This is a genomic window from Burkholderiales bacterium (assembly GCA_013695435.1).
Lineage (GTDB): Bacteria > Pseudomonadota > Gammaproteobacteria > Burkholderiales > JACMKV01 > JACMKV01.
In genome coordinates this window covers 1-4,840 of sequence record JACDAM010000264.1, presented here as the reverse complement: position 1 = coordinate 4,840, position 4,840 = coordinate 1, and the positions used below count along the sequence as shown (strand labels likewise).

The window sequence follows — 4,840 nt, the reverse complement described above, 5'->3', positions numbered from 1 at the left end:
GCACAATCCGTTTTCCGGACGACGATCGGCAATTAACGGCTCATGAGGAACTCGATGTTGCGGACTTCCGAGCCCAGCGCTGCAATTGAAGGACCCGCATCGATACGTTGCCGCTCCGTGATCAGCGCTGCGACTGGCGCTGGCGCGAATCGGCGTTACCGGCGCAGCGCGACCAATCCCCGGATTCCGCATCGAGTCGAAGTAAAAGCTGCCCCGGAATAGCGACATGGCTGAACCTTTGCAATCTTCGACAAGAGTAAAAGACGGGCTGAAGCGCATTGTCGGCCTCAGACGGTCGATTGCGCTGGTATGGAGCAGTCAGCCGAAATGGACCATCGCCAACGTGCCTTTGCTGCTGTCGCAAGGCGTGCTCGAGCTGGTTGCGTTGTACTTGATGAAGTTGATGATAGACGCGGTCAACAAGGGGTTCGGCAATCCGGACAAGGTGCTGGCTTTCGATCAAGTCGCACTGGTCATCGGCGTCGCCGCCGCCGTCGCGCTGACCAGCGTTGTTTTTCGCGCGCTGAGCGAATTCATCAATCAGGCGCAAGGCTTTGCCGTAACCGACCACATTTATAACCTCCTGCATGCGAAATCGACGGTCCTGGACCTCGAGCACTACGAAAACTCGCGTCACTACGATATTTTCCACAACGCCCAGCAGCAATCGTCAATGAGGGCGAATCGAGTCGTCTTCGGTCTGACGATGGTGTTCCAGAATTCGATTCTGCTTGCGGGAATAACCGGCTTGTTGTTCGCGGTTGACTGGCGCGTTGCGTCCGTATTGTTCTTTGCGTTTATCCCTAGCGTGCTGGTGCGCCTGAAGTCGGCGCGAGAGGAGTACGAACTTGCGCACAGGCGCACGCCGAGCGAGCGTCAGGCAAATTATTTCAGCGCCATTCTGACCGACGACATCCATGCCAAGGAGCTGCGGCTTTTTAACCTGGGCGATGTGTTCATGCGCCGTTTTCGCGAGCTGCGCAAACGGTTGCGCAAGGAAAAACTGGAGCTTGCGACACGGCGTCTGCTGCCGAACGTCGGGCTACAGGTTCTCACGACGGTTCTGGTTTTCGGTTCGTTGGCGTTTATCGCTTACGGCGCGGTGCAGGGAACAACGACCGTAGGCGATCTCGTCATGTATTACCTGGCATTTCAGCGCGGCCAGATGTATCTGGCTCTGCTGCTCGGCCATCTCGCCTACCTCTATGAAGACAGCCTGTTCCTGACCCAGTTGTACGAATTTCTCGATCTCGAAAAGAAAGTTATCGAGCCGGCACGCCCCGTTCCGGTTCCCCGCTCGTTGGGTACCGGCATCGTTTTCGAAAACGTCAGCTTCGATTATCCGAGCGGCGAGCGCAAGGTTTTGCGGGATATCAATCTCGCGATTCGCCCCGGCGAGAAGATCGCGATAGTCGGCGACAACGGTTCAGGGAAAACCACGTTGATCAAGCTTCTTTGTCGTCTGTACGACCCGAGCGCAGGCTCGATCATGCTCGATGACATCGATCTTCGGGAATTCGCAACAACCGATCTTCGGCGCGCAATCAGCATCGTGTTTCAGGACTATGTTCATTACAGCGTTTCGGCGCGCGAGAACATCTGGATCGGAGATATCGAACTTGCTACTGATGATGACCGTATCACGGCCGCTGCACGCAACTCGGGTGCCCATGCGATAATCGAGAGCCTCGGGCGCGGGTACGAAACCCTGCTCGGCAAGCGTTTCGATGGCGAGGAACTCAGCATCGGCGAATGGCAAAAAATCGCACTCGCCCGCGCATATCTGCGCAACGCGCAAATCGTCGTGCTGGACGAACCGACGAGCGCGATGGATGCACAGGCCGAATACCAGGTGTTCAAAAACTTTTACGAGTTGATCAAAGGGCGTACGGCGATTTTCATCAGTCATCGCCTGTCGACGGTAAAGATGGCGGATCGCATTTACGTCATGGAAGACGGCCGCATCGTTGAATGCGGGACGCACGAAGAGCTCGTTTGCCGCCGCGGCAAATACGCTAATTTGTTTGAGCTGCAGGCGAGCTCCTACCGATGAGAGCGGAGTAACGATGGCTAACGACGGTCCGCAGGACGGGAGTCTTCGCAACGAAGAAGTTCGCGGCCGGCTCGCAGCTCTCACTCCGGCCCAGCGCGCCCTTCTCGAGCGCAGGCTGGAAGAAAAAAGTCGGACTGCCGCGGGCGATCAGCACATCGCGAAAAGGAACGGGACAGAGCCAGCGCCGCTTTCCTTTGCGCAGCAGCGGCTCTGGTTTCTCGATCAATTCGATCCCGGCGGCAGCTTTTACAACATTCCACTTGCGTTGCAGCTCGATGGCGTTCTCGATATCGCGGCCCTGCGCGCCACTTTAAGCGAGATCGTCAGACGCCACGAAACGCTGCGAACGACGTTCGTCGCGAAAAGCGGCGAACCTGTGCAGCTTATCCATGCGGCGGCCGAAGTTCCGCTCCCGGTCACCGATCTGAGTGAATTGCCGCAGGCGGAGCGCGGCAACGAAGCAGCGAAGCTGCAGAGCGAAGAAGCAAAAGCGCCCTTCGACCTCGCCGCCGGTCCGCTGATCCGCGCGCGGCTTCTGCGTCTTGCCGAATCCAGTCACGTGCTGCTGGTCACTATGCACCACATCATTTCCGACGGCTGGTCGATCGGAATTCTCCTGCGCGAAATCGGTGTGCTGTATGGCGACAAGCATGCAGGCCGGCCGTCATCGCTATCCGACTTGCCGCTTCAATACGCCGATTTTGCGATCTGGCAGCGCGCATCGCTGCAGGGGCAAAAGCTCGAAAAACAACTTGCATACTGGCGCACGCAACTGGCCGGCAGCCCGCCATTGTCGGGGCTGGCCAGCGATCGGCCGCGCCCTGCCGTGCAAAATTTTCGGGGGGCGCGCCTGTCGGGCAAGCTTTCGAAAAGTCTGTGCGAAGCTCTCCAGCAATTGGCCAGGCGCGAAAAAGCGACGCTATTTATGGTTCTGCTCGCGGCGTTTCAGACCTTGCTGCACCGGTATACGCGCAGCGACGATATCGTCGTCGGCTCTCCTATCGCAGGCAGGACAAACGCCGGCATCGAACATTTGATCGGCTTTTTTGTTAATACCCTGGCGCTGCGAACCGACCTTTCCGGTAACCCGACTTTCCGCCAATTGCTGGGGCGGGTCAGAGACGTTGCGCTGGGCGCCTATGCGCATCACGATTTACCGTTCGAAAAGCTGGTCGAGGAACTGAATCCCGAACGCAGCCTGAGCTACCCGCCGCTGTTTCAGGTGATGTTCGCCTTGCAGAATATACAGCGCGCGGCCCTGGAAATTCCCGGGCTCGAAATCAACCCCCTGCCGTCGGCTGGTGAAAACGCGAAGTTCGATCTGAGCCTGTCCGTGATCGAATCCGCAGAGAGCGCCCGGGTCATCGTTGAATACAATACGGATTTGTTCGACGCCGCGACCGCCACCCGTCTGCTCGCCCACTACGAAACTCTGCTTCACGGCATCTCGATCAACCCCGAGTACCGCCTGTCCGATCTGCCTTTATTGACCGGGCCGGAGCGCCAGCAGCTGCTTGTCGACTGGAACGATACTGAAACCTACTATCCAAAGGATCGCTGCATCCACGACCTCTTCGAGGCGCAGGTCGATCGAACCCCGGATGCCGTTGCCGTGGTGTTCGGGGAGCAACAACTCAGTTACGCCGAACTCAATGCCCGCGCCAACCGCCTCGCCCACCATCTGATCGCGCTCGGGGTCGGCCCGGAAGTGCTGGTCGGGCTCTGCGTCGAGCGTTCGCTCGAGATGATCGTCGGGCTTCTTGGGATTCTCAAAGCCGGCGGCGCCTATCTGCCGCTCGATCCGGCCTATCCGAAAGAACGCCTCGCCTTCATGCTTGAAGACAGCAAGGCGCCGGTTCTCATCACCGAAAGCAGGCTTGATCTGCCAGAGCACGCTGCGCAATGCCTGTTCGTCGATCAAGCCGCCGTGTTCGATCGCTACCCGGCCGCGAATCCCGAAACCAGTGTCGGCTCCGACCACCTCGCCTATGTGATCTACACCTCGGGTTCGACTGGCAAACCGAAAGGCGTGATGATCGGGCAGCGCGCGATTTCCCGTCATGCGGCTGCGATGCGCGACTACTACCGCATGGCTGCCGGCGATCGCGTGCTGCAGTTTGCGGCATTGAGCTTTGATGTCTCCGCAGAAGAGATTTTTTCAACGCTCTTGAGCGGCGCCGCCTCGGTATTGCAGACAGAAAGCATGCCGGGTTCGCTGGCGGACTTCCTGAGTTTCGCGCAACGGCAAGGTTTGAGCGTCATTGGCCTGCCGACCGCATACTGGAACACGTGGGTCGACGACCTCGAGCGCGCGACAGCCTTGCCAACGAAGTTAAGGCTTCTAATCGTCGGCAACGAGAAGGTATCGGCCGAGCGCTTCGCGCTTTGGCGCGCAACCTTCGGGGCGCGCGTGCGCCTGATCAACGCCTACGGTCCAACTGAAGCGACTATCACCGCGACTTGTTATGAAGCTGGCAGTGCTCCGGTCGATCGAGAAGCGGCCGCTGTGCCGATAGGACGTCCGGTGGCGAACAAGCACATCTACATCCTGGATCCCCACCTGAACCCGACCCCGATCGGCGTCCCCGGCGAACTCTGTATCGGCGGCACCGGTCTGGCGCGCGGTTATCTGAATAGGCCTGAACTGACGGCTGAAAAGTTTATTCCGAATCCGTTCAGCGATGTTCCGGGTTCGCGCCTGTACAGAACCGGCGATCTGGCGCGTTATCTGCCCGATGGCAATATCGAATTCCTCGGACGCATCGATCATCAGGTCAAGATCAGAGG

The 4,840-nt window shown here is 58.7% G+C and carries 2 protein-coding genes; both read left to right on the top strand.

Annotation, left to right across the window (positions count from 1 at the left end):
- Window positions 1-226 precede the first annotated feature (226 nt).
- Window positions 227-2,053, top strand: coding sequence for an ABC transporter ATP-binding protein (locus H0V78_13065; protein ID MBA2352669.1), 1,827 nt, complete (start codon window positions 227-229; stop codon window positions 2,051-2,053).
- A gap of 13 nt (window positions 2,054-2,066) precedes the next feature.
- Window positions 2,067-4,840, top strand: a 2,774-nt coding sequence (locus H0V78_13060) for an amino acid adenylation domain-containing protein (GenBank protein MBA2352668.1), incomplete at its 3' end; no start/stop codon positions are given.

Excerpts from the sequence above, each read along its gene's own strand:
- H0V78_13065 (MBA2352669.1), top strand. The coding sequence starts at position 227 with ATGGCTGAACCTTTGCAATCTTCGACAAGAGTAAAAGACGGGCTGAAG.